The organism is Clostridium sp. 'deep sea' (genome assembly GCF_014931565.1).
Lineage (GTDB): Bacteria > Bacillota > UBA994 > PWPR01 > PWPR01.
This window is the reverse complement of sequence record NZ_CP063353.1, coordinates 2,723,280-2,748,835: the sequence shown is the minus strand read 5'-3', so window position 1 is coordinate 2,748,835 and position 25,556 is coordinate 2,723,280. Positions and strand designations below refer to the sequence as shown.

Genomic DNA, 25,556 nt, shown 5'->3' with positions numbered 1-25,556 from the left:
ATATTAATTTATTTAGCCTAATAACAACATTAATCATCTTACACTACTATATACCACTTTAAATCGATAATTATTCGCAATCTGGTAAAAATTCTATAAAAACTTGATTTGCAAGTGGTATGGCTTTAGTAGATAAACAATATTTATTACCCGTATTTAATAATAATTGATTATTTACAAGCTCTAACAGCTTTTCACCATAAACATCTTCTATATTAGTATTAAACTTATCCTTAAACTGGTCTTTGTTTAATCCTTGTTTAAGTAACCTCAGTGATAAAAAGCAGTATTCTGCCATTTGCACCTCACGCTTATTACTATCTAAATCAATATTAACACAACTTGCTACTAATTGCTGGGCATATTGCTTTAAACTAGCACTATTACTCCACCTTATATTATTATAAAAAGAGGCAGCAGCTGGGCCAAAACCTAAATAAGGCTCATAATGCCAATAACCCAAATTATGTTTACTTTGGTAACTAGGTAAAGCATAATTAGCAATTTCATAGTGATTAAATCCTTGCTGTTCTAAAAACTGCTTTGCCATAAACATCATTTCTACAACAGTGTCTTCATCTGCAACTTCTAACTCTTTGTTATCTATTTTGTCTGCTAGTTTAGTATTCTCCTCTACTTGCAATGGATATGCAGATAAATGAGTTATATTAAATTTTCTACAACAATTTAGAGTATCTTGCCAGTCATTTATAGTTTGATATGGTAGACCATACATTAAATCTATATTTATGTTATTTATTCCTGCTAACTCTAAGTAGTTTAAGGCCATTATGGCTTGTTTTTTATTATGTCTTCTACCAATAGCCTGTAGTATTCGGTTATTGGTAGACTGAAACCCCATGCTTACTCTATTGATACCAATTTTTCGCCATTGCTTAGCCTTTTGCAAAGTTACGGTATCGGGATTTACTTCCAAAGTTATTTCTGCATTTTTTGTTAAATTAAATTTTTTAGTTACTAAACTTATTATTTTATCTAATATGTGAGTTGATAAAATAGATGGTGTTCCACCACCTAAGTATAACGTTTGGGCTGCTAAGGGATATTTATTAGCAGCTGTATTTATTTCTTTAACTAAACTACTATAATAATCCTCTATTAATAAATCATTTACTGGCACTGAGTAAAAATTACAATAATAACATTTACTTAAACAAAACGGAACGTGTATATAAATACCACCATTTATCATTTTTTATCGTTTTCTTTAACCTGTAACACTGCCAAGAAAGCCTCTTGAGGTATCTCAACACTTCCTAATTGCTTCATACGCTTTTTACCCTCACGTTGTTTTTCCAGCAGCTTTCTTTTTCGAGATATATCTCCACCATAACACTTAGATAAAACATCTTTACGTAAAGCAGATATTGTTTCACGAGCAATAATTTTTTGACCAATTGCTGCCTGTAATGGTATTGCAAATTGTTTTCTTGGTAAAAGTTTTCTTAGTTTTTCAACTACCTTTCGACCACGATAATAGGCAGTTTCTTTATGGCAAATCATTGATAATGCATCAACATTTTCGGCATTTACTAAAATATCTAACTTTACAAGGTCGCTTACACGGTAACCTATAAACTCATAATCAAAAGAAGCATAACCTCTTGTTTTAGATTTTAATTGGTCGAAAAAGTCATATAAAATTTCAGCTAATGGAATTTCATAAATTAATGTTACTCGTTTACCATCACTACCGTATTGCATATCTTTAAATATACCTCTCCGGCTTCTGGTTATCTCCATAATATTTCCTATATAGTCATCTGGAGAGTAAATTGTGGCCTTTACATAAGGCTCTTCTATGCTAGCTCGCTCTTTTACTGGTGGCATTAATGACGGATTTTCTATTTCTTTTACATCACCATTTGCCATATTAACTTTATAAGCAACGCCCGGAGCAGTGGCAATTAAACTTAATTGATACTCCCTCTCTAAACGTTCTTGAATAATTTCCATATGCAAAAGGCCTAAAAAGCCACATCTAAAACCAAATCCTAAAGCAACTGATGTCTCTGGCTCGTATATTAAAGATGCATCGTTTAACTGTAGTTTTTCGAGTGCATCTTTTAAAAATTCGTAGTCTGGACCCTCTGTTGGATAAAGCCCACAATAAACCATTGGAGTAGCTTTTCGATAACCAGGTAATGCCTGAGGTGCTGGATTATTAGCATTTGTAATAGTATCACCAACACTCATGTTTTTAATCTCTTTAACACCCGTTATTAAATAACCTACTTCACCAGCTTTTAGGGTCTTTACTGGTTTCATTTTGGGAGTAAATACACCAACCTCACTCACTTCTTGGATATCATTAGTTGCCATCATTTTAATTTTTTGAGAGGCTTTTACTTCGCCATCTACTACTCTAATATAAGCAATAACGCCTCTATATGAATCATAGTGGGAATCAAATATTAATGCTCTTAATTCTTTATCTGATGTTTGCTCGGGGGCTGGTATTTTTTCAACAACTGCCTCTAAAACTTCTTTTACACCAGTACCTACTTTAGCCGATATTAATAGTGCCTCTGAGGCATCTATACCTATTTCTTCTTCTAGTTGTTTTTTTACTCGCTCTGGATCTGCTCCTGGCAAATCAATTTTATTGATAACCGGGATTATAGTTAAGTCGTTTTCTAGGGCTAAATAAACATTAGCTAGTGTTTGTGCCTCTATACCTTGGGCTGCATCTATTACCAATAAAGCACCCTCACAGGCTGCTAAACTACGAGAAACCTCATAGCTAAAGTCAACATGACCGGGTGTATCTATTAAATTAAGTACATATTCATTTCCATTTTCAGCAATATAAGGCATATTTACAGCCTGTAGCTTAATAGTGATTCCACGCTCTCTTTCAAGATCCATGCTATCCAGTAACTGGTTTTGCATATCCCGTGTTTCTACTGCGCCTGTTAACTCTAAAATTCTATCTGCCAATGTGGATTTACCATGATCTATATGAGCAATAATGCAAAAATTTCGTATGTTATTCATTTATCTCACCTGCAACTTTAATATCTTAATAACAGCAGTAATTATAGCATAGAATACCTTATAAGTATAATAATCTACAGTATTTGAGAGCAAAATGTGAATTTTTAACATGAAAAAATACTATCCTCAAAGTAACTTTAAAGATAGTATTTTTATTCATTTATTGTTTATTAACTTTTTTGAGATAAATCTTCTAAAATTACCTCTGCTAAAAGCTTTGCTAGTATATCTGTACTCCTACGGGCTTCCGCTAGCGAGTTTTGATAACCACCCATTTCAATCAATATTGAGTTATTAACTAAATGCTGGTTATAGCGAGCTGTTTCTTGTAGTAAGATACCTCTAGATAACCCCGGATAACGTTGCTCTAATTTGTGCTGTAATCTTAGCGCGAATTTATAGTTTTTTTGCCACTTTGGATTTCTTACACGGTCTGAGCCTACTACAAAATAAATTCTAGCATACTTTTTTTCGTTTATTTTTACTGTAGTTAACTCTTTACCTACCCCATCGTTATGTATATCTAAAACATATTTTATAGAATCATGTTTATTTAAGGTTTCCTCTAGGGTTTGTAAACTATGAGAATAAGCGGCCCAAAACGGCTCCCAAATATGGTTTTTTTGAGAGTGCAGTACTGGAATATCATAATCGTCTTTTAGAATACTAGCCAACTGAATACCGGGTTGTACTACTGTGCAATTATTACCTTTAGTTTGGTATCTTACACCACTATCGGGTAAATAGGCCTCAGTATTATGAGTATGATAAATAAATACAAGAGGTTTGTCGCTATTAATCGTTTGTGTTTTAGAAACATCTACTTCTTGACCAGCACCATTTTCTACCCCAGACTTATTTATAGTTGGCCCAGCTGATTCAGATACTGTATTGTCCACAATATCACCTTCTATAGAGGGGCTTGTTATAACATTAGTGCTATTAAACCACTGAAATTGACTTTGTAAAAATGTTATAGGGCGATATAAATCTATGCCTGTTAAAACATAACCAAGTGCAATAATATTGCTAGACTTGTTATTATTAATTTTTACTTGACTATTAATAATACTATTCCATACTTGGTTATCGCCCAGCAAAACTTCCCTTACACGAAACTTAACTGATGTGCGATGGTCGCTATAAACTGCGTTGCCTACTTCACTAGGACCTTGCATTGCCCAAGCAGTTAAAAATAAGAGTGATACAGATAAAAATATACCAACAACAGCTAATATAACTAGTTTAGTAAAAATTAGCTTGTGGATATTTTTATTTTTAATACTCCTCACCCCAATCTTTTTTAATGGGTTTCATTTTTACATTATGCGTATATATAATTATTATGCATGATGATCGTGAAAATAATTGTTAAATCCATTAGAAATTACAGCTGCAATATCTTCAATTAATACATCTACCTCTTTTGGAGTTACTACTAATGCCCCTACATATGGATCTAATGTTCTCCTAATAACATTGTCATGGTCTGGACCAAGATCCATACGTCGTTGATTTGCTATTAAATTAACGGCATTACTAATTAAGGTTATGGCATGCACAACTGTTGGCACTCCAATAGCTATAACAGGAACACCCATTGATTCTTTACTAATTGATTTACGCTTATTTCCAACCCCCGAGCCTGGGTGAATGCCTGTGTCGGCAATTTGGATTACAGTGCTTAGGCGATCGATATTATTGGCTGCTAATGCATCTACACAGAATATAACATCTGGCTTAACTTGATCTACTACACCCTTAATGATATCTCCAGTCTCAACACCAGTTATGCCTAAAACACCTGGAGCTATGGCTGCTACATTATGCGCTGTTTTTTCGAGCACCTCGGGCATGTAGGTATATAAATGCCTTGTTACAAATAATTCACTGACAACCTTTGGTCCTAGTGCATCGGGAGTAACATTCCAGTTACCTAAACCTACTACTAAGGCAACAGTGTTAGGATTAAGGTTATACAAACCCCTAAGTTCTTTGGCAAAAACATAACTAATTTTGTCATTAGCCTCAAAATCCTGCATACGTATTTTAGGCACTTCTAGGGTTATGTATCGGCCCGGCTGTTTACCTATAGCTCTGGCACCTTGTTCGTTTAAAACTGTGGTTCTGTGAATAATAGCATGTTCAGTTTTTATGGTTTCTGTTTGAACACCTTTTATATTACCCCGTACCCCTTTAGTTACCATTTCTTGGGCCTCTAAAGCTAAATCACAACGCTGCAACAAATCACTAATGTTAATACTATTCATAAAATACCTCCTCCTTAGTAAATATTGTTGACAAACTAATAAAATTTAAACTCATTTATGCTTGCAAGGTTGCAATAGTAGTTAGTACGTGATAAAATAATTGGGATTTTGCAATATCCGAGATTTGCCCCTAATTATAAATTTAAACTAAGGTGGAGGTGAAGGAAATGCCTAACAATAAATCTACTGAAAAAAGAGTACGTCAAGATTTAAAACGCACAATTCGCAATAGAACAGTTAAGTCTCAAGTTAAGACTGCTGTACGTCGTTTTGAAGATTTACTACCAACAGACAAAACAGCTGCTCAAGATAAATTAAGAGTTGCTCTTAAAACAGTTGATAAAGCAGTTACAAAAGGCGTTATTCATAAAAATAAAGCAGCAAGACAAAAATCTCGCTTAATGAAAAAGTTTAACAACCAGTAATACGTTAAATAATACAATTACGTATTAAAAATTAATACAACTGATATGTGCACATAACAGTAATATTAAAAATTATCTATAAAATAAACGACCGGGTGTGGGTCGTTTTTTTATTTATTGCTTTTTTCCACGGACGCTTCCACAATTGCTTTATCTCTGCGTTGTGCGCAATAAATTTCCTCATAGATATACCATACGTATTATCTATGTAGTAAATTTTTGCTAACGCCTTGATATAAAACAATTCTGTAAGCCACGTAGTACCTAACTGGTAATTTGTTAGTTCCACGGATACTTCCATACTCCATCTGCTGTATATATGATTTGTTTCTTTTGGTATGATGTTTTACTATCGTTACAAAGAAAATTTTCTCAAAGACATACCACTTGAACTGACCCATTGAAAGTAGACAATAAATAAAATCAAATAGGTGCTTGTCTTCTAAACTCTAAAGGAGCTAAGCACCTTAGCTTTTTTTGAAACCTTTTCTCATTGTAAAACTTAATATAGCTAATAATCTTAGATTTTAACTCTTCTAATGAATTAAACTTTTTACCATAGAACATCTCTGTTTTAAGTATGCCAAAGAAGCATTCCATTGGACCATTGTCAATACACTTACCAACACGTGACATACTTTGAATCATCTCAGAATCCTTAATTCTTTTCTTAAAAAGACTTGTAGTGTATTGAAAACCTCTATCGCTATGAAATATTGGTTTAGCATTAGGATATTTTTTTATCGCATTATCAAACATGCTAAACACTAGTTGGTTATTATTCCTAAAGGATAACTTATATTCAATAATGCTATTATCATATAGATCCATTATAGGACTCAAAAGAGTTTACGACTGTCATTAGGAATACTAAACTCTGTTACATCAGTGAGCCATTTTTCATTTGGTTTTTCTGCTTTAAAATTCCTAGCTAACACATTATCCTTAGTGTAATTGGGTTCAACTATTTTGCGACTTACTTTCTTCAACCTAATTCTAGCTTTGATGCCTAGAAATTTCATTAAGCGATGAATATATCCCTTTGAATAAGACTTATGGTTAAGCCTATTTATAAACATGGTCATTCTTCTATAGCCCAGAATACCGTCAAAGGTTGAATGGTACTCTTTTATTAAAGTACATACTAATTCATCGTTCTTTTCTTTTATAGATTTTTCTCTATTCCTATGTTTGTAATATGCACTTCGTGAGATTCCTAAGACATTACAGATTATGCTTACTTTATAACCCTTTTCACTGTAATATTTTACTGTTTTGTAACTAGATTCATTTCTTACTTTTGAGAGAGTATATTTTTTTGAAACTCCTCTTTTTTTTGAGTACTTCAATCTCAAATTCTCGTCTTTTTCTAAGCTCTCTCTCCATTTTAAGCTCAAGCTTTAATCTCTCTACCTCACTTAGTTTAGATAAATCTATGTCTTCTAATTTTTTTGGACCACGCTTCTGATGTCTAAGTCCATCTGCACCATTTTTTAAATAAGACTGAGTCCAATTGTATATATTATGGTAGGCATTATTAAACTTCTTTGTAGCCTCTTTATAGTTCATTCCATTCTCAATAACCCACTTAACTATTTCTAACCGTTCATCAAAGGTTGTTTTATGAGATTTCATGGTACAGATTTCTCCTTTAGTCTTATAATTTCTTAAATCTATACCATTATAATACTTACTGATCCACTTAGAAATAGTTGTAGATGTTATATCGTATTTTGCACTTAAATCCTGCAGCCCATATTCTCCTGTTTGATATTCTTTAATTACTGATTCTTTGAATCCTTTTGTATACTGTCTATTCTTTTCTTTAGGATCGAATGCTTTTTCTCCATGAATCTTATACGTCAAACACCACTGTCTTAGCATCATATGGTTACAACCATACTCCTTGGCTACCCCTCTGTATCCCATGTTTCCTTCAATGTATTTTTTACATGCTGCTATTTTTTCTTCTTTACTATATTTATATTTTCTTGTCATTTTATAAACCTCCCATTGTAGTCTTGTAATTTTAATTAATTACGTGTCTACTTTGGGAGGATCAGTTCAACTCGTATTGTCTTTGTTAAAAATTTCTTCTATTCCATGAGCTGGGCATAATTCTGTAAGCCACGTAGTGCCTAACTGGTAGTTGGTTAGTTCCACGAACGCTTCCACAATTGCTTTATCTCTGCGTTGTACGCAATAAATTTCCTCATAGATATACCATACGTATTATCTATGTAGTAAATTTTTGCTAACGCCTTGATATAAAACAATTCTGTAAGCCACGTAGTACCTAACTGGTAATTTGTTAGTTCCACGGATACTTCCATACTCCATCTGCTGTATATATGATTTGTTTCTTTTGGTATAATGTTTTACTATCGTTACAAAGAAAATTTTCTCAAAGACATATCACTTGTATTGTCTTTGTTAAAAATTTCTTCTATTCCTTGAGCTGGGCATAATTCTGTAAGCCACGTAGTACCTAACTGGTAGTTTGTTAGTTCCACGGAACCCTTTGTAATTGAGCTCTTTACTGCTTTGCGTACTTTTATGATTTTTAGTAACCGTTAAGTTAAGCTTTAGATTTTATTACAACAGAGGTCAGACCCCACCGTGAGGTATGCTATATGTTTTTTAGTAAGCGTGTCTTTTACTATAACTCTAACTAACATATTCTTAAATTCAACACATGCAAATTACGTGTTTGGGGTCAGGCCTATATTAAGTAATTTAGTTTGTGCTTTCAATCATATTTCAACTAAAAAGCTTTGTTGTGGCAGTCATGTTGAGGCCAGACCTCACCGTTAGGTAAGCTATACGAGCTAGTATGCTGAAGTTGTAAATTTTCGTACAACGCAGAGCTACTTCGTAATTCTTAATTTGCTGTATTAAGCAACCACGTTTTAAGACCTAACTTCGCTTCTAACTTACCTGTTTTTATTTTGTATTCTGTTTCATTTAATGAAAGTAATAAGGTTTTTAATTCATTAACTGTAAATTTGCTTGTTTGTTTGTAGATTTTTTTTACGACGAACTCAGGTATGCTTAGCTCCTTCATAATATAAAAAGTAGAGAATTCTTGTTCTTGTAAGAGCTTTGTTCTTAATATTAGTCTTATTTGTCTTATAAACATTGCCAATATTCTAAGTGGTGGCTCACCATTTTCAATAAGTACTTTAAGCTGTAGATAAGCAGTTTTAATATTTCTTTGACCTAGGGCATCTACACAAGCAAAAATACCTGCTTCAACAGAGGGAATTACCACCGTGTCTATATTTGCTATTGTTACAGTTTTATCACTAGCACAATATGCAATTAGTTTATGGATTTCACTAATTAAATTATGCATGGAGGTACCCACTTGAGAAATTAAGTACTCAATAGCTTGTTTATTTATTGCTGTTTTATTTCTTTTAAATTCTCTATTTATCCACTGAATGAGCTCTGCAGTGTTCATTTCATTACACTCAATAATTAGTCCTAGCTTTGCAATTGTTTTATAAACTTTTATTCTTTTATTTGGTTTTTCATTATCTATTAATAACAGCTTTGTTGTGTTAGGAAGTTTTTTAATGCTATCATTAAAGCTCTCTCTTAAAGAGCTATTACTCCATACCTTTTCAAAATCATCAATAACGATAACTCTGCTCTCTGCAAACATAGGGGGCATATTTATAATATTTTTTAGGCTGTCTTCAATTGCATCGCTGGTGGTTTTAGTAAAGTTTATATCATTATTATTAAGTATCTTATTTACCTTTAAGTATTTACTTACAATCTCCTTTATGAGCATTGACTCTTCACCAAAAACTAGTATAACATTAGGGTTTTCTTTATTTAATCTTTTAAGGGCAGCTATTGCAGTCATATTAGCCATACTCTTCACCTACTTATTTTTATTACCTAAATAACTTTTAATTTTTATATTATAGCCGTTACTATTAATAGTAACAGCACCGTTTTTATCTGTTCTCCAAAAATCTATTTGTCTTTTACTATACCTTTCTACAATACTTTTATGGGGGTGTCCAAATCTGTTATTTCTACCCAAAGAGCATACTGCGATTTCTGGCTCTACTTGTTCTAAAAACTCTGGTGTAGAACTAGATTTACTACCGTGGTGAGGAACTTTTAAAATTTGTGATTGTAATAAACTTTTATACTTTGTTGTTAAACGTAATTCTGTTTCTTTTTCTATATCGCCCGTAAATAAAACCGAGGTTTTGCCATAAACAACTCTTAAAACTATGGAGGTATTGTTGTTATCCTCTGTTATGCTATCTATAGGACTATAAACCTCTATATAACTATTCGCAGCTATCTTTATCATATCATTTTCAGCTAAATGTTCAATTATTGTACCATTTTTTAAACAAATCTCTACTATTTTTTCAGTAAATTCATTACCTTTATAATAGGCTTGAGGAGATATATATAGGGTATCTATTTTAAATTGCTCCGCAACTGTTAATAATCCACCAATATGATCATTATCACTATGGCTTACTACCAGGGCATTAATTTTGTTTATTCCTGATTGACGCAAATAGGGCACTAAGACTGACTCTCCATAGTTTTTAAACTCATTATTTTGACCACCATCTATAACCATAACATAATTATCTGCCCATGTTAAAACAGCACTATCTCCTTGTTCTACATCTAAAAAGGTTATCTCCAGCCCCTTATTACTCATTATTGAGGTAAAGACAGAACATATAATTATTGTTAACATAACCGCTATAACTGCTTTATTTTTATGTAATTTTATCAGTGCTAAAATTGTAAATAAGGCTATAATATAAAAGATTGTAAAGGCTAAAGACCATTTTTTAAGAGATATTTGAGCCATTGGTAACTGACTAAAAAACTTTGCAATTACAAGGCTTATCTTAAGCATAAAAGATAGTGGATAAAGCATGACAACTCCAATATAAGGCACAAGAGAGAGAACCCCTAAAACCAAAATTATTGTGACAAGTGGAGATAATATTAAGTTTGCAGGTATAGCATATAAAGCAAACATATAAAAGCTATTTGCAATTACTGGTAAGCTAATTAGCTGAACAGCAATTACTGAACCAACTAGGCCAACAAGTTTATGACAGCCAAAAAACTTATTGATAATTGGCATTATTATTAGTATTCCAGCTGTAGCGCTAAATGAGAGTTGAAAACTTAAATTGGTTATTATTAGGGGGCTAGCTATTATCATTACAACTGCTACAAAACATAATGTATTTATGGGTTTATGTACTTGATAAAGGCTTTTAGAAAGTAAAAAAATTGTTAACATTAAAGTAGCTCTTATTATTGAAACAGAAAAGCCTGTAATTAAAGCGTAACACCATATAAAAAAAAGAGTAATAATTATAGTAAATTTTTGTTTTACTTTGAGCTTGTTTAAGAGATAAAGTAAAGACATTGTTAGTAGACTTAAATGCAATCCAGAAATAACAAGAATATGGGATAACCCAGCTCCTTGAAAATAGCTATACACTTCTTTATCTATGCCTGCTTTTTCTCCTAAAATCATGGCGCTGTACAAGTTAAAAATAGGTTGAGATAATTTATCTTTTGCTGGCTGTAACAGTTTTTTTCTATAATTAACTAGCACTTTTTTAATTGAAAAAGTACTAGAGACACTAATAATTTTTGGTTTGTAACATATGTAATTGATACCCTTGTTATTTAGATAAGTTTTATAGTTAAATTGACCGGGGTTAGTTGCTATATTAGGCTCTTCTAAATTAGCTTTAAATATTATTTTATCTGCAATACTAAGTTTATTGTCTGAATAAATTCTTACTCTAGCAGCAGGAAATAAGGACTTTTTATTATAGGTTTTAATTTTTACATCAATATTTTTACCTTTTACATTGTAAACTGTTCCACTAAAAATATTAGTTTTATTGTTAAAAGGAATTATGCTAGGGCATAGTACAAAGGTTACTGCTGAAATAAACATTGCTAACAACACTAATCTCTTTATCTTAAATAGTTTATCATTAAGAATTTTATCTACAACAAAGGCAAGTAAAAGCAAGATACTTGCTGTTATCATAAAGCTTATTTTAGAAGATAGCTGGCTTGTTAAGATTAATGGAAACAAACAAAGCAATAAAACCACAGACTGATTACTATAAAGTAAATCACTCAATCTATGGTTAATTTGCTTTTTAATTGTATTGTTACTTGTGTTAATCATTACTTCTAGTGTATATGACAGCTGCTATTAATGCTGTTAAAGGTATACAACAAATTAAACCAATGCTACCAGCTAGTGACCTAACTATTTCACTAACAACCAAATCCATATTCAATACTCGTAACAGTGGCATTTTGTCAGCTCTAAATAACATTAATAAAGGTAAAGAAGTACCTGCATAAGCTAATATTAAGGTATTAACCATAGTACCCATTACATCTTTACCAACATTTAAACCTGCTCTATATAGCTCTCGAGTTTCTAAGTGAGGAGCCTGTTGTTTAATTTCATGCATAGATGATGCAATAGACATACCAATATCCATAACAGCACCCAGTGCACCTATAATTATTCCAGAGAGCAATAAACCCCTAAAGTTATAGGCTATTTGCTGGGGAGCATAGGTTAACATTTGAGCCTCATCCATACTTAAGCCAGTTAGTTTTGCTGCTTGGCTAAAGAACATAGCCAACAGACCGCTTAAAATAATACCACCAGCTGTACCCAAAATAGCTGTAATGCTTTTCTTATTTATGCCTCCCACAATAAAGAATGTACAGATCACCGCTACAATAGCTACAATTACACTCACAAAAACAGGGTTAACACCTTTTAAAGTAAACGGTACAAATACAAACCATACTAAACATACCGTAAGAATAAGTGTTAATAATGAACGAACGCCTTTCCAGCCCCCTATTAAAATTACTAGAAAAGCAAATAGGGCAACCAAAATATAAACCATGGTTAATCGGTGATAATCATCTAAATAAGCAACCGATATTTTATCACCATCGAACTCAAGTAGTAAGATAATTTTATCACCTTTTTTAAGGGTAATATCAATAGCAGGGTTTCCCGAAAAAGTATTTTCTATTGTATACTGCTGACCTTTATATTTTCCGTGTGTTATTTTAACAAGAACCTCTTGTATACCCTTAATATCAAAAGTAGGTTGCACCTCTATATTTTTTACACTGAGAACTACAGCTCTAGCTCTGTTCTCTTCATAATTCTCCCACATGTCTTCCTCAGCATTTGCAATATTTGTAAACAGGGTAAATGCCAAAATAAAAACAGTTGTTAATACAATTATTTTATTAAACCTTTTTATCATTTTAAATATTTCCTCCTAGTTTTAATAATTTTTATATAAACCAATACTATTTATATAAGTACTAAAATACTCATTGAGCTAGATATGAAAATTAGATTTAAATTAAAACTTAGTACCTTAAATCATAAATTTTTTGCAAATTCTCAGTTCTTATTGTATAACTGCGTGTATATAATCTATAACAAAGATAAGTAACTTACTGTTATCATAGCTTATTTAAGAAGATAGCTGTCTTGTTATAATTAATGGAAGCAAACAAAGTAATAAAACCACAGATTGATTATTAAATCACTCAATCTGTGGTTAATTTGTTTTTTAGTTGTTTTGTTACTTGTGTTAATCATTACTTCTAGTGTATATGACAGCTGCTATTAACGCTGTTAAAGGTATACAACAAATTAAACCAATACTACCAGCAAGTGACCTAACTATTTCACTAACAACCAAATCCATATTCAATACTCGTACTAATGGCATTTTGTACGCTCTAAATAACATTAATAAAGGTAAAGAAGTACCTGCATAAGCTAATATTAGGGTATTAACCATAGTACCCATTACATCTTTACCAACATTTAAACCTGCCCTAAATAGCTGTCGAGTTTCTAAGTGAGGAGCCTGTTGTTTAATTTCATGCATAGATGATGCAATAGACATACCAATATCCATAACAGCACCCAGTGCACCTATAATTATTCCTGAGAGCAATAAACCCCTAAAGTTATAAGCTATTTGCTGGGGAGCATAGGTTAACATTTGAGACTCATCCATACTTAAGCCAGTTAGTCTTGCTGCTTGGCTAAAGAACATAGCCAACAGACCACTTAAAATAATACCACCAGCTGTACCCAAAATAGCTGTAATGCTTTTCTTATTTATGCCTCCAACTATAAAAAATGTACAGATAACTGCTATAATAGCTACAATTACACTCACAAAAACAGGGTTAACACCTTTTAAAGTGAATGGTACTAATATAAACCACACTAAACATACCGTAAGAATAAGTGTTAATAATGAACGAACACCTTTCCAGCCCCCTATTAAAATTACTAGAAAAGCAAATAGGGCAACTAAAATATAAACCATGGTTAATCGGTGATAATCCTCTAAATAAGCAACCGATATTTTATCGCCTTCGAACTCAAGTAGTAAGATAATTTTATCACCTTTTTTAAGGTGAAGATCAAAAGCAGGGTTTCCTGAAAAAGTGTTTTCTATTGTTAACTGCTGACCTTTATATTTGCCATGAGTTATTTTAACAATTGCCTCTTGTTTGCCTTTAATAAAATCAGAAGGTTGCACCTCTATATTTTTTACACTGAGAACTACGGCCCTAGCTCTGTTCTCCTCATAATTCTCCCACATATCTTCCTCAGCATTTGCAATATTTGCAAACAAGGTAAATGCCAAAATAAAAACAGTTGTTAATACAATTATTTTATTAAACCTTTTTATCATTCTAAATATTTTCTCCTAGTTTTCAATAATTACTTAATAAACTATTACTATTTTCATTAGTTTTAAAATACTCATTTTTAAAACTAGCTTATAGTTACAAAATTCAATATCACTAATAATAAATCCTTTAGTAACTTTATAGTTTTTAAATGGTAAATGAGTCTATTCCATTATACACTTAAACTAACTTCTCAATAATATAGCTATATTAATTAATGCTTATTTACATTTTATTATCACAATACCTCACCTAATAAAACTTCATCTTGGTACCCTATATTTAGTTATTTAACTATAATTACTGATTTTATTTTATCATATGTTGATTCACCTATGCCTTTAACAAGCATAATATCTTCAGTTTTTTTAAACGCTCCATTTGTTTTCCTATACGCTATTATATCCTTAGCTTTGCTATCACCAATACCAACCAAATTTGTTAACTGATCAGCAGTAGCTGTATTAATATTTATTTTAGAGTTTACATTATTTGGGCTAGAGCTATTAGTGTTATTTATAGTTATGTCCTTTGCTATTTCTCCCTTTTTGGGTACATAAATTTTAGTCTCATCACAAACATTTTGGGCTAAATTTAATACACCTAAATCAGCAGTATCTAGTGCGCCTCCAGCCTTTTCTATTACCTCAAAAAGACGAACTTGCTCTGTAAACTCGTACACCCCTGGTTTTTTTACTGCCCCAGTAATATGTATTATTGTTTTTTCTTCCTGTTTACTAGTTTGCTCACCAGCTATATATTTCTGTAATCTAGACTGTTCTGTTTGCAATAATGTTTCAGTAACATGCAAAATATTTTTATACTTACTTAGCTTAATAACCATAAAAACATTAAGTATTAGGCTTAGAGTAAATAATGCTACAAGTATTCTTGTTAATATCTCTTTTGGGCTATAAAAAATCTCTTCTTCCATTCATTTACCCCCTATGCTGTTTTAGGTAACTTAGTTATTAAACACATGACAATCATTTCCTGCTAGACTCAATCCTATTTTATAAATAGTTTATTTTGATTTTTATAACCATATGGCAATAATGATTACTACTACAGCAAAAATCAATTAAAAATCTAGTTAAAGATATATTGATTACTATACTAATTTTGGGTAAGCTAATAGATATACATCTTAGAAAATGGTAGGTGGTACTATGAAAAAATTTTGTAAAGCATTACCCGGAATCCTTTTTTGTGCAACTTTAGCATATATCTCAAAAACCCTCGCTAATTATTTACCTATAAATAGCTTAACAATAGGTATTATTTTAGGAATTTTATATAACAATACAGTTGGCTTGCATAAACACTTACAAATTGGTACTAAATACACAGTTAAAAAGCTTTTAAAATTAGGCATAATCTTATTAGGGGTAGAGCTTAATTTTGTGGCTTTATATCAGGCAGGACCTAAAATCATTGTTTTAGCTTTTACAGTTGTGTTTTTAGGGGTGTTTGTGGCCCCTGTTATTGGTAGATTTTTAGGGCTAAGTTTTAAACTAGCTACTCTACTTGGTGTAGGATCAGCAATATGCGGCACATCGGCAATTGTAGCTGTTGCTCCTGTTATAAAGGCCAAAGAAGATGATACCGCTCTATCTGTTGCCATTATTAGTTTATTAGGTGCTGTTGGGGTATTAATTTTTCCGTTATTAGGCAATGTTATAAACTTTAGTGATACCCAATATGGCTTTTGGACTGGTAGCTCTTTACAGGGGGTAGCTCATGCTTTGGCTGCCGCTGGTGCTAGGAATAATGTTGCTCTAGAAATGGCTACCTATGTAAAAATGGCTAGAGTAGTATTAATAGCACCCGTATCTGTTTTTCTTAGTGCACATTTTAATAAAGGTAGTGCTAATAAAAGCCACGCTAAAATTCCTACCTATATTATATTGTTTATTTTGGTTGCAGTTGTTTCTTCAGTAGGATTATTAAACTTTAATATTTATGGATTAGCTACTAAAAATATCTTAAAAATAATAAGTAAAGAGCTTATTTTATGGTCGATGATAGCAATGGGCTTGGGTGTTAATTTTAGTAATATTAAATCCTTTGGAGCCAAAGCTGGTATCTCTGCTGTAGTTATTTTTGTTGCAATAAGTGTTGTGGCTGGGTTATTTTGTTTCTTTTCTTTTTAGATAAATATGTATTAACTACTATTTGACTTAATATATCATTTTCTTATTTGATACAAAAGAGACGTCAAAGTGACGTCTCTTTTAAACTAATAAAGTAAATCTGAAATATTATTTTAATATAATCAATAAGGATAATATATAAAATTATTCAAATACTTTACAAATAAAGATATGGAATGTAAAATATTGGTTAAATAATCTTTTTAGGAGTATGTGTATGACCACAAAAAAAATAGTTACTATAATAGGTATTTTATTGTTAACTGTCAGTATCTTAGTAAATGCTTATGGTTATTATCAGTTATCATCTGCTAAAAAAGCTGTATCGTCTTTATCTTTCAAACTAAATGCTATAAAACCACATAGTAATAATCTTTCAGAAAGTGAAGAGATATATAATTTGATTGATAATTTCATTAGTTATTTTAATGAACAAGATTTTGAAAATATTAAAAAGCTGTGGCTAAATGTTGAAGTAAAAATTGAAGATGAATTTATTGTTTTCTGTAAAACTTCAGATTCATGGGAATGGATGCTTCGTAAAAATATTTTTGATTATGCCCATAGTCTCCATTATTTTTCATTTAATGAATCAGAATCTTTCTTATCTTTAGTATCTATAGGTGAATCGAGTGTTGGATACCTTACCTTTTACCTCAAAAGGGACTCAGATAATAATTGGAAAATAGATTTTTTTGAAACAGATATCTAACATAGGAAAGGAGGTTTTATCATAAATAATATTAAACTTAAATATATAATTATCTTACTTATTTTAAGTGTCATACTAAATATTTTTATTTTTAATAAGTTAAATTTGCTACAAAACAATCAAGCTACTTTACTAGCTATACTCGACAGTTCCATACCAGATATTAAGGATTTTGATAGACCTGTAGAGGTATTTGTGTTAATAGAAAAATTTATTAACTATTATAATAGTGAAAACTATGAAAAAATTAAATCATTATGGTTAACAAAGGAGATTAACGACGAATTTGATGTATCTCCTGCAAAAGACAATGTTATTCTTACTTTTAATCACAGATACGGTCCGAGAACAGTTCATTTACCTAAAGATTGTTTTAAAGAAATTAAGTTCAATTCATTCGTATTATATAAAACTGGATTTTCTTCTATTGGTCTTTATACAGACTATAATAATGAGCGAAAATATCTCTTATTTGATATTACTAAAAATAAAGAAGATAAATACTGTATTAACGGCATTGAGGTAAAAGATGATACTAAGCAATAATATAACTTGGGGATAAGCATTTAATGCTATATCCCCTTTTTAGTTACTATAAACTTGTTACAATATCATTAACTACACTAGCTGCTTTATTTGCCGAAAAAGTCTCAAACTCGTCATAATCGAACTTGGCGTTATCATCGGCGTTATCTGAAATACAGCGTATAACCACAAATGGCACTTTGTTTACGGTACAAACATGAGCAATTGCCGCACCCTCCATTTCTACACAAAGTGGGTTGTAGGTCTCTTTAATGCTATTCTTTAAGGTATTATTTGCAACAAAGCAGTCACCAGTAACAATTCTACCAATATGGTATTCAAAATTACCTTCACAAGCGTTTTTAGCTAATGATACTAGTTTAGTGTCGCATTGAAAGCTTTCACAGAAAGGAAACAGTGATTTCATTTGGTTAGCCCTAACATCATGGTAGGTGATATCATTAGCAATTACTAAATCTCCTCTATTTATATGGCTAGCCATTGCACCAGCTATACCGGTATGAATAACAAAATCTATCTTAAATTTATCTAGCATTATTTGGGTATAAATAGCGGCATTTACCTTGCCAACACCACATGCAAATAAAACTAACTCTACCCCATTTAGTAAGCCTTTATAATACTCAACACTCGCATACTTGTAGTTCTTTACATTAATCATTTTTTCCTTAATTAACTTTATCTCTAAGCCCATTGCCCCAACAATACCAATAGCCATAAAAACACCCCCTAAGATTTTTGTAATTATAACACAATTACGCATATGTATGATATAAAAAAGAACTGCTAAAAAGCAATTCTATCGTAAATTTTATTTGGGTTAAATTAAACTAAGATATTAACACAAAGCATGCTATAAATATAACGTTATTAACCATGTGAGCTATTATTGGTGTATATAGTGTTTTAGAGCGTTTATAAGTAATGCTAAAACACAATGACATTACAAACAGCCCTGGTATTTGGTACAAATCAAAATGGCTTATTGAAAATAAAAATCCACTTCCTATAACCCCTAATAGCGGTGAGGTATACTGCGATATGGTTCTTTGAATAAGGCCTCTAAAAACTAACTCTTCGTATAATGGTGCTATAAAACCCACAAGTATTATTGCTGGTACAAATAGTTTATTAGATAAAGAATTAAGTAATAGTGAGGCTGATTGCGGCTCAGGATTGACTGCGATTAGGCTATATATTGTGTATGTTAACCAATTTGTCAGCCATCCAGCTAAAAACGCTGTTAGACCCCATTTTAAGCCACTAAATATTACCTTAATATTTAGGTTTTGTTTAAATAGTTCATTGTAAATTTTAGTTGGATTATATATTACGCAAACACCTAATATAAAGGTAGCCGCAGTAATAAAGTTAATGATTAGTTTACCAGCAGGTGTTTTCATAAAGGTTGAGTTAGTTCCTAGAACCGAGCCAATTAATACTACAATAACAGCCTGTAATAAAAGAGCGTAAACAATAGTGAATAGTATCTTTTTAACAGTAAACTTAACCTTAGGTTTCTCGAACTGGAGCTCCATATCTTTTTTTAACTGAAGCAATAATCTCCCCCCTTTATTAAATAATACTATATGTATCATAATATATTATTTAGGCTACAACAATAGTATTAATTTACATTTTAGGGCTAATATCTATAATTATCTAACGTATGGCTAGCTTTACGGGAGTATGGCCTCAACATGACTGTTATTGCAAACAATATTGGTAAAGCACATGCTAAATTACGAATAAGGGGCCTGACCCCTTACTCGTAATTTACATTTGTTGATTATAAGAAAATGTTAGTTAGAGTTATAATGGCAATTTACGTAATGCCACACAACGAGATGCATAAAATGCATCCCCCTACATGGGGACAATTGATATGGTTTACAACGTGTTATTGTAGCTGATTATTTAGGTTAAGAATGTTCGCTGTCAAGGCACTAGCTAATTTTTTAACGCAGGTGTACAAGCTGTGCTCCGGAGTTCAAAAATTTGCGTATAACGCGGAGAGAGAACATTATTCATTAATAATAAGATTTTTGAGATTGTTCTCTGTCAAGACACAAAAAAAATTGCGGCTGAAGCCATACCAGTAGTATGCTGAAGTCGCAATTATTTTAATTTTATTATTACCTAAAAGTCCTAAAAATTTCAATAATGTTCTCTATCAAGGCACTAGCTAATTTTTTAACGCAGGTGTACAAGCTGTACTCCAGAGTTCAAAAATTTGCGTATAACGCGGAGAGAGGGCATTATTGTAATTTTTAGCGGGGTTTTGCTGGCTCTATATTGATCGCATTGCCACGAATTTTTGAATTATTCATTATTTTAAGTACCTCGCGAGCGTGCTCTCTTGGCACCTCTACAAAGGTAAAGTTATTATGAATTGATATTGCCCCAATTACTTTTCCTGGAATTCCTGTTTCACTAGCTATTGAACCAACAATATCTCTAGCTCTAATGTTATCTTTTTTACCAGCATTTATAAATAGTCTTACCATGCCTGGTTCAGCACCGGTATCAGCTATTGTTGTTGTTTCTATGTCATCTTTATTTTCATTAGGCTGGGTAACCATTTTTAATAATGCTGCAGATACATCTAAGAGTGAGTAATCTTCTTCTTCTAAGAAGGTCTCAATTACTTTAACTTGGTCTTTTAAATACCCATTATCCAATACTTCTTTTATTGATTTCATTAATTTAGCTGTTCTGGCCTCTTCAATGTCTCCACGAGAGGGAACATCTTTAATTTTAATTTTTGTTTTTGTATAACGCTGTATATTTTTTAGCTTATAAATTGATTTTCCTGCTACTAGAGTAAATGCTGTACCATCTCGGCCAGCTCTACCTGTTCTACCAATACGGTGTACATAATATTCTTCATTTTGAGGTACATCAAAGTTAAATACTGCCTCTACATCATCTACATCTATACCACGAGCAGCAACGTCTGTTGCAACTAAAATATCTATAGAGCTGTTTCTAAATTGCTCCATTACTCTGTCTCGTTGATTTTGGCGCATATCACCATGCAAACCATCAGCAAAGTAACCACGTCCCTGTAGCTGACTAACTAATTCATCTACTCTTTTTTTAGTATTGCAAAATACTAATGATAATTTTGGATCATGCATGTCAATTAAACGAGTTAGTACTTCTAATTTATTACGCTCTTTAACTTGGTAGTAGTACTGCTTAATATTTGGTACAGTAAGTTGTTTATGAACTACTTTAACAAGCTCAGGGTTCTTTTGATATAACCTTGTTAATTCTAATATTGCTCTTGGCAAGGTTGCAGAAAAAAGAGCTGTTAAACGCTCATTGGAGGTATCTTGAAGTATTGTCTCTATATCTTCTCTAAAACCCATATCTAGCATTTCATCTGCTTCATCTAGTACTACAAATTTTATGTCGTCTGTCTTAAGGGTTTTTCGTCTCATATGATCCATAACACGACCTGGGGTACCTATGATTATTTGTACTCCTTTTTTAAGAGCACTTATTTGTCTTTGAATAGGTTGTCCACCATATACAGGTAGAACTTTAATACCCTTTTTATATTTAGCTAGTTTAGATATCTCTTCAGATACCTGTATTGCTAATTCTCTTGTAGGGCACAAAATTAATGACTGAGGTTTTCTAGCTTTGGGCTCTATCATTTCTAATAACGGAATTCCAAATGCTGCTGTTTTACCTGTACCTGTTTGTGCTTGACCTGTTACATCTCGTCCTTGCAATAAATATGGTATTGCACTTGCTTGTATAGGGGTTGCTTCTTCAAAGCCCATGTCTTTTACGGCTTTAACTATATCTGATGATAAATTTAAATCTTCGAATCTCTTTGTTTCCATTAAACTTTTCTCTCCTTCATGCATAACAACCATTATAACCGATGTTTTCCTTTATGTATAACATTTTTCCCGATTTTTTAAATCTTTTTTAGCTTTTTTAATAGTTTGACTCATAATATTAGTTTTTAACCGCCAATATAGCCAGCTAATTACTTAATTATGCACTAAATATTACTGTTTTACGGTTTTTCTATTAAAGCTAGTCCCAAAATAAAAGCTTGGTTAAATAGATAATACAAAGTCATATATTATCTATTTAATAAAACTACATTTAAACAATAAAATAGCTCAATTATGAAAGCGTACGTGGAAAAAAGCAATACCAATATTATTATTACCTGTCAGTCAACCGTCTAAACATTTCCCAGATAACCCAAGCTGGCAAAGGTTCTAACAATGTTTCACTAAATTTATCTTTACTAGTTATTAAACCTTCATTTACTAAATAATTAAGGGCTTTTTCTCCTATAGCTACTCGCCAATCTTGCTCTACGCTTTTATCTTTAAAGTATTCTTTAATTGTAAAAAATAATACCTCTGCACATTGATTTTGAAATTGCAAAGACCTAAGCAACTCATAATCTGCTTTATTGGTTAAGTAACCATGTTTAATAAGAATAGTGGGTATATTATGTTTATTGGGTCTACGAATATGAGAAAAGTCTGTCCACTCTCCTGGTCTGCTAGCTCTTATTCCTTTTGATGGATGCTCGAAAACATGGGTGGCATGTTTATTCCATATTTGGGCTAAAAGTTTACCTTTTGAGCTATCGTGCCAATAAAAGACCCAATGCCCTCTAACCTGAGCATTAGAACTATAACCTGTATCTATACTTATATATAAATCAGCTTTATCACTTACTAATACATTATTATTTAATTGCAACTCAAAACTATCATTTATATTAGTGAAAATAACATTATAGCCGTCATTACTTAGTCGGCTTGTTAAGATATTTAAAACTGCTGTTTTGAACTCAAACTCCTCTGTTTTATAGCTTAAATTACAATTATCTAAATTACTATAACCTAAGTCTAAAACAATAGTGTGTTTCATAAAACCACCTCTATTTAACATAAGTAAGAGGCTGGTAACTTGTGCAAACAATTTGTGTATATCTTAAACATTAATAAGCTTAATAATAGTTTACTAACATCTATATATTATTGATACATATATAGATAGCAGCAGTATTGAATGGTAAATTATTTTCTTTTACTTTTAAATGTTATCCTAACACCTTAATAACCTCAACCAAAACCCCCCAAGTCCGATGTTATAAATATTAATAGTATTATTAAAGCCATAAAAAAGCCAACACCTGCGATCTTTTTACTATAATCATTTATAAACATGTTCCACTCACTATGGATTTTTATGGCATTAAGCTCTAATCTCTTTATTATTGTATTGTTCAAAATAAGTAGTATAATTACCGCCATTATTATTAATACTGTTTCTAAATTTAATGAGAAAAAATCATTTATACCTAAAACAGCCTCTACATCGCTAAGTATAAAGGTTATTAATAGAGGTAGTATAAAAACCTCTATTCCACGAAAAATATTCAATGTATAGCTTATTTTAAAATCTAAACTTTTACTTTCATAGTAGTTATAAAAGTTTGATCTAAATGAAATTAAATAAGCTATAAATAAATTTGGGATAAATACTAAACAAATTTTTAATAATATGCTCAAAGCGCAAAATGCCAATACCCCAATGACCCCATAAGACATTATTAAAATAATTAGTATAGCTATTATTATGTAGTTAATAATTTTAGTACTAGAGTAGTTGGCTGTATGATTATTCTGATAGTCTGCATACAATTTTGGGTATTTAATAGGTAGTATTTTTTTACAAAAGAAATTGTAAAAAGAATGTGTTAGGTACATAGCTAAAGTAATTAATGCTACATATAAAACTCCACTAAAACCCCCAGCTATTATTATTAATAATAGTCCTAAAACAATAAAAATCATAACTATGTATTTCATGAATGTGGGTATTTGATTTTTACTTGTATTTTCAAAGTCAAAACTTTTAAGCTTTTTAAGGCTATATTTTCTCAAAATATTTTCGCCAATTATTATAATTATTATTAACAAGCTAGTTAGTAACATTAAACTAAAAGCACTTATTTCTTTGTTTCCTTGATGTAACATCAAAGGCAACACTAATAGCATTACTACTAATACATAAACTATATCTTTAACTTTAAGTAGACTATTACTATAAATTGGTTTGTATAAACTACTTTCTCTTTTCTCCATCTAAAAGCTCCTCTATAAATGTACCTGTAATTTAATAATACACTACAAAGGATATTATGAAAACTATTATTAATAATGAAATTAACCTAAAATAACTAGAGGGCACCTATTTTTAACAAGTTTCCTTTAGTATATAATCACAACTATTTAAGTTCATAAATTTGCGTAGTGATAGCACGCAGATACTTACAGCAGTTCTAAGTCAACAAAGTGAGCTTACCATAATTAGTAAAATTATTGATTACACACCCACTATACCTAAAAGGTTAGTACAATAAAAAATGGAGCTGTAATAACAGCCCCATAGTGAATATATGATGTATCTATTTGCTTTCACACATTTGTTTATTTATTTAACCTATATATCCTGCTTTTTTAAGAATTTCTTCTGTTTTATGGGCATCTTCAGCTGCTACTAAGATAACAGGACCAGTACATCCCATTCCTGTCTCTGCATAAATACCAGCTTTCCAAACAGCTTTTGCAGCATCATCTAGGTCTAATATTTCTATTCCAGGAATCTCTTCATCAACTATTTTCTTTGGTGGAACTACTACTTCTTCTTCCTGTGCTACAGCAACTTTTTTAGTAGCTGTAACTTCTTTAAGACCAGCCTTATTAGCAGACACAAATAATTCTCTTGCTAAACTTGGCAGATTTCCTCTAGCAACCTCAGCAGCATACTTAATAGCATTAGCTGCAACAGGAGCACCTGAGGCTCTTGAAAGAATCAATATAATTCGGTCATAATCTTCTCCTACACCTGGTCCATATCCAAAGCCAGAAGCCTCGTAGCTACCACCAGTGCTGAACGAAGAAAATACCTTCATCATTACATTACCTGTTAATGAATCCATAACTATAACATCTGGAGAAGCTGCTAAAAGGTCATTACCTCTCATAACTGCCCCACCATCTGCTCTTAAAGACTCAGCCCAAGTAAACTCAAATCCGTTGTCCTTCATTTTATTAAGAGCACGCTCAACAGCACGTGCACCCTCAACATTAAGGATACCAACTGTAGGCTCTTTAATACCAGTAGCTTTAGCTGTAGCAATACCATAAATAGCATTGCGAACCATAGCTTCAATTCTTTCTGTAGCAGATGTTCCTGTTGTAGTAGCAATAATTAGCTCTTTACCATTGGCAGGAGCAATTACTTTACCAACTGTAGAAACACCAATTGGGAAACTGTAGTGCATTGTTACACAGCTACTAATCTCTTTACTATCAAGAAGCTCTTCCATTACCTTATACTGCTGTTTTTCATCAGCTGCAGGGTAAATTTTAAGCTCTGTATCCATCTCTGGACCAATACATACTACTTCAATATCTGGGTTTTGCTTTTGAGCTAGTTCTGCACCACGTAAAAGCTCTGCAGGACCATGCTCACTACCTAACAGAGTTATGGCAACTCGTACTTTGTTACCGAACTTACCTGTTTCTATAGCATCAGCAACTTCATAAAGTACGTTTTGTAATAATTGTTGTACGTTTTTAGACATAAA

The 25,556-nt window shown here is 31.8% G+C and carries 22 protein-coding genes; 4 read left to right on the top strand and 18 right to left on the bottom strand.

What is annotated here, in order from left to right:
* Nucleotides 1-70: 70 nt before the first annotated feature.
* From hemW to gpr, 4 genes are all read right to left on the bottom strand, one after another.
* The gene (hemW, locus tag IMX26_RS12700; RefSeq protein WP_195158760.1) at nucleotides 71-1,213 is read right to left on the bottom strand and encodes a radical SAM family heme chaperone HemW; all 1,143 of its coding nucleotides are present in this window, start codon (nucleotides 1,211-1,213) and stop codon (nucleotides 71-73) included.
* Entirely contained in the window at nucleotides 1,210-3,018 is a 1,809-nt protein-coding gene (gene lepA / locus IMX26_RS12695) for a translation elongation factor 4 (RefSeq protein ID WP_195158759.1), read from the bottom strand. The genes hemW and lepA overlap by 4 nt, the downstream gene beginning before the upstream one ends.
* Nucleotides 3,019-3,188: 170 nt before the next feature.
* The gene (locus tag IMX26_RS12690; RefSeq protein WP_195158758.1) at nucleotides 3,189-4,310 is read right to left on the bottom strand and encodes a stage II sporulation protein P; all 1,122 of its coding nucleotides are present in this window, start codon (nucleotides 4,308-4,310) and stop codon (nucleotides 3,189-3,191) included.
* A gap of 51 nt (nucleotides 4,311-4,361) precedes the next feature.
* Nucleotides 4,362-5,288: a GPR endopeptidase gene (gene gpr, locus IMX26_RS12685; protein ID WP_195158757.1), complete on the bottom strand. Its 927-nt coding sequence runs from the start codon at nucleotides 5,286-5,288 to the stop codon at nucleotides 4,362-4,364.
* 167 nt (nucleotides 5,289-5,455) lie between these two features.
* Between gpr and rpsT the strand changes: the two genes are divergently transcribed.
* Nucleotides 5,456-5,713 carry a 30S ribosomal protein S20 gene (gene rpsT / locus IMX26_RS12680; protein WP_195158756.1) on the top strand — a complete coding sequence of 86 codons (258 nt, stop codon included), beginning with the start codon at nucleotides 5,456-5,458 and terminating at the stop codon, nucleotides 5,711-5,713.
* Nucleotides 5,714-6,136: 423 nt separating this feature from the next.
* On the opposite strand, the gene IMX26_RS12675 is transcribed toward rpsT, so the two are convergent.
* The 8 genes from IMX26_RS12675 to IMX26_RS12640 form a co-directional block, all read right to left on the bottom strand.
* Nucleotides 6,137-6,544, bottom strand: a complete 408-nt coding sequence (locus tag IMX26_RS12675) for an IS3 family transposase (RefSeq protein ID WP_195158755.1) — start codon at nucleotides 6,542-6,544, stop codon at nucleotides 6,137-6,139.
* 8 nt (nucleotides 6,545-6,552) lie between these two features.
* Nucleotides 6,553-7,062, bottom strand: a complete 510-nt coding sequence (locus IMX26_RS12670) for an IS3 family transposase (RefSeq protein ID WP_195158754.1) — start codon at nucleotides 7,060-7,062, stop codon at nucleotides 6,553-6,555.
* Nucleotides 7,001-7,711: a helix-turn-helix domain-containing protein gene (locus tag IMX26_RS12665; protein ID WP_195158753.1), complete on the bottom strand. Its 711-nt coding sequence runs from the start codon at nucleotides 7,709-7,711 to the stop codon at nucleotides 7,001-7,003. The genes IMX26_RS12670 and IMX26_RS12665 overlap by 62 nt, the downstream gene beginning before the upstream one ends.
* Nucleotides 7,712-8,594: 883 nt before the next feature.
* Nucleotides 8,595-9,596, bottom strand: a complete 1,002-nt coding sequence (gene holA / locus IMX26_RS12660) for a DNA polymerase III subunit delta (RefSeq protein ID WP_195158752.1) — start codon at nucleotides 9,594-9,596, stop codon at nucleotides 8,595-8,597.
* A 9-nt stretch (nucleotides 9,597-9,605) separates the two neighbouring features.
* Nucleotides 9,606-11,927: a DNA internalization-related competence protein ComEC/Rec2 gene (locus tag IMX26_RS12655; RefSeq protein WP_195158751.1), complete on the bottom strand. Its 2,322-nt coding sequence runs from the start codon at nucleotides 11,925-11,927 to the stop codon at nucleotides 9,606-9,608.
* A complete protein-coding gene (locus IMX26_RS12650; protein ID WP_195158750.1) occupies nucleotides 11,920-13,044 on the bottom strand; it encodes a YibE/F family protein in 1,125 nt (374 codons plus the stop codon). The genes IMX26_RS12655 and IMX26_RS12650 overlap by 8 nt, the downstream gene beginning before the upstream one ends.
* 336 nt (nucleotides 13,045-13,380) lie before the next feature.
* Nucleotides 13,381-14,505 (bottom strand): YibE/F family protein, encoded by a 1,125-nt coding sequence (locus IMX26_RS12645; RefSeq protein ID WP_195158749.1) that lies wholly within the window; start codon nucleotides 14,503-14,505, stop codon nucleotides 13,381-13,383.
* 284 nt (nucleotides 14,506-14,789) lie between these two features.
* The gene (locus IMX26_RS12640; RefSeq protein WP_195158748.1) at nucleotides 14,790-15,437 is read right to left on the bottom strand and encodes a helix-hairpin-helix domain-containing protein; all 648 of its coding nucleotides are present in this window, start codon (nucleotides 15,435-15,437) and stop codon (nucleotides 14,790-14,792) included.
* A 235-nt stretch (nucleotides 15,438-15,672) separates the two neighbouring features.
* Between IMX26_RS12640 and IMX26_RS12635 the strand changes: the two genes are divergently transcribed.
* The 3 genes from IMX26_RS12635 (at nucleotide 15,673) to IMX26_RS12625 (ending at nucleotide 17,914) form a co-directional block, all read left to right on the top strand.
* Nucleotides 15,673-16,656, top strand: coding sequence for a putative sulfate exporter family transporter (locus IMX26_RS12635; RefSeq protein WP_195158747.1), 984 nt, complete (start codon nucleotides 15,673-15,675; stop codon nucleotides 16,654-16,656).
* Between the two features lie 217 nt (nucleotides 16,657-16,873).
* Nucleotides 16,874-17,368, top strand: a complete 495-nt coding sequence (locus IMX26_RS12630; protein WP_195158746.1) for a hypothetical protein — start codon at nucleotides 16,874-16,876, stop codon at nucleotides 17,366-17,368.
* A 105-nt stretch (nucleotides 17,369-17,473) separates the two neighbouring features.
* Nucleotides 17,474-17,914, top strand: a complete 441-nt coding sequence (locus IMX26_RS12625; protein ID WP_195158745.1) for a hypothetical protein — start codon at nucleotides 17,474-17,476, stop codon at nucleotides 17,912-17,914.
* A gap of 46 nt (nucleotides 17,915-17,960) precedes the next feature.
* On the opposite strand, the gene IMX26_RS12620 is transcribed toward IMX26_RS12625, so the two are convergent.
* The 6 genes from IMX26_RS12620 to grdD form a co-directional block, all read right to left on the bottom strand.
* Complete coding sequence (locus IMX26_RS12620; protein WP_195158744.1) at nucleotides 17,961-18,632, bottom strand: 5'-methylthioadenosine/adenosylhomocysteine nucleosidase; 672 nt, start codon at nucleotides 18,630-18,632, stop codon at nucleotides 17,961-17,963.
* 112 nt (nucleotides 18,633-18,744) lie between these two features.
* Entirely contained in the window at nucleotides 18,745-19,473 is a 729-nt protein-coding gene (locus IMX26_RS12615) for a type II CAAX endopeptidase family protein (protein ID WP_195158743.1), read from the bottom strand.
* 711 nt (nucleotides 19,474-20,184) lie between these two features.
* Nucleotides 20,185-21,771 (bottom strand): DEAD/DEAH box helicase, encoded by a 1,587-nt coding sequence (locus IMX26_RS12610; protein ID WP_195158742.1) that lies wholly within the window; start codon nucleotides 21,769-21,771, stop codon nucleotides 20,185-20,187.
* A gap of 334 nt (nucleotides 21,772-22,105) precedes the next feature.
* A complete protein-coding gene (locus IMX26_RS12605) occupies nucleotides 22,106-22,828 on the bottom strand; it encodes an N-acetylmuramoyl-L-alanine amidase (RefSeq protein WP_195158741.1) in 723 nt (240 codons plus the stop codon).
* Between the two features lie 194 nt (nucleotides 22,829-23,022).
* Nucleotides 23,023-24,048, bottom strand: coding sequence for a hypothetical protein (locus tag IMX26_RS12600; protein ID WP_195158740.1), 1,026 nt, complete (start codon nucleotides 24,046-24,048; stop codon nucleotides 23,023-23,025).
* Nucleotides 24,049-24,401: 353 nt separating this feature from the next.
* On the bottom strand, nucleotides 24,402-25,553 hold the full coding sequence (gene grdD, locus IMX26_RS12595) for a glycine/sarcosine/betaine reductase complex component C subunit alpha (RefSeq protein WP_195158739.1): 1,152 nt from the start codon (nucleotides 25,551-25,553) through the stop codon (nucleotides 24,402-24,404).
* Nucleotides 25,554-25,556: the final 3 nt, after the last annotated feature.

Bases quoted from the DNA above. Each gene is read 5' to 3' on its own strand.
- IMX26_RS12645 (WP_195158749.1), bottom strand. From the start codon at position 14,505: ATGATAAAAAGGTTTAATAAAATAATTGTATTAACAACTGTTTTTATT.
- holA (WP_195158752.1), bottom strand. From the start codon at position 9,596: ATGGCTAATATGACTGCAATAGCTGCCCTTAAAAGATTAAATAAAGAA.
- IMX26_RS12640 (WP_195158748.1), bottom strand. From the start codon at position 15,437: ATGGAAGAAGAGATTTTTTATAGCCCAAAAGAGATATTAACAAGAATA.
- IMX26_RS12605 (WP_195158741.1), bottom strand. From the start codon at position 22,828: ATGAAACACACTATTGTTTTAGACTTAGGTTATAGTAATTTAGATAAT.
- IMX26_RS12610 (WP_195158742.1), bottom strand. From the start codon at position 21,771: ATGGAAACAAAGAGATTCGAAGATTTAAATTTATCATCAGATATAGTT.
- grdD (WP_195158739.1), bottom strand. From the start codon at position 25,553: ATGTCTAAAAACGTACAACAATTATTACAAAACGTACTTTATGAAGTT.
- IMX26_RS12665 (WP_195158753.1), bottom strand. From the start codon at position 7,711: ATGACAAGAAAATATAAATATAGTAAAGAAGAAAAAATAGCAGCATGT.
- lepA (WP_195158759.1), bottom strand. From the start codon at position 3,018: ATGAATAACATACGAAATTTTTGCATTATTGCTCATATAGATCATGGT.
- IMX26_RS12650 (WP_195158750.1), bottom strand. From the start codon at position 13,044: ATGATAAAAAGGTTTAATAAAATAATTGTATTAACAACTGTTTTTATT.
- IMX26_RS12600 (WP_195158740.1), bottom strand. From the start codon at position 24,048: ATGGAGAAAAGAGAAAGTAGTTTATACAAACCAATTTATAGTAATAGT.
- hemW (WP_195158760.1), bottom strand. From the start codon at position 1,213: ATGATAAATGGTGGTATTTATATACACGTTCCGTTTTGTTTAAGTAAA.
- IMX26_RS12620 (WP_195158744.1), bottom strand. From the start codon at position 18,632: ATGGCTATTGGTATTGTTGGGGCAATGGGCTTAGAGATAAAGTTAATT.
- IMX26_RS12655 (WP_195158751.1), bottom strand. From the start codon at position 11,927: ATGATTAACACAAGTAACAATACAATTAAAAAGCAAATTAACCATAGA.
- rpsT (WP_195158756.1), top strand. From the start codon at position 5,456: ATGCCTAACAATAAATCTACTGAAAAAAGAGTACGTCAAGATTTAAAA.
- IMX26_RS12675 (WP_195158755.1), bottom strand. From the start codon at position 6,544: ATGGATCTATATGATAATAGCATTATTGAATATAAGTTATCCTTTAGG.
- IMX26_RS12635 (WP_195158747.1), top strand. From the start codon at position 15,673: ATGAAAAAATTTTGTAAAGCATTACCCGGAATCCTTTTTTGTGCAACT.
- IMX26_RS12630 (WP_195158746.1), top strand. From the start codon at position 16,874: ATGACCACAAAAAAAATAGTTACTATAATAGGTATTTTATTGTTAACT.
- gpr (WP_195158757.1), bottom strand. From the start codon at position 5,288: ATGAATAGTATTAACATTAGTGATTTGTTGCAGCGTTGTGATTTAGCT.